Source organism: Curtobacterium sp. MCBA15_005 (assembly GCF_001864855.1).
Taxonomy (GTDB): domain Bacteria; phylum Actinomycetota; class Actinomycetes; order Actinomycetales; family Microbacteriaceae; genus Curtobacterium; species Curtobacterium flaccumfaciens.
The window spans coordinates 1-202 of sequence record NZ_MJGL01000038.1; the positions used below are offsets into that span (position 1 = coordinate 1).

1 protein-coding gene is annotated in these 202 nt (G+C 74.8%); it reads right to left on the reverse strand.

Going from position 1 to position 202, the window contains the following annotated elements:
- Positions 1–202: hypothetical protein (locus BIU89_RS18605; RefSeq protein ID WP_441294454.1), on the reverse strand; the 202-nt coding region annotated here is incomplete at both ends.

A 202-nucleotide genomic window follows, 5' to 3' on the forward strand; every position in this document is an offset into this window, starting at 1 on the left:
GCGACGACGAGGTCGGGCAGCCGGTTTCCCATCGCCGCGGCGACAGCGGTCTCGACGAACCCGACCGGATCGGCACCGGCAGCCTCGTCGACGTGCCAGCGTGGCGCGACGACCTCACACCCGGCCGCGGCGGCGATCTCGCTCGTCCACCACAGCAGCGGCGCCTGCTGCCCGTAGCCGGCACCGGCGAGCGCCAGGACGA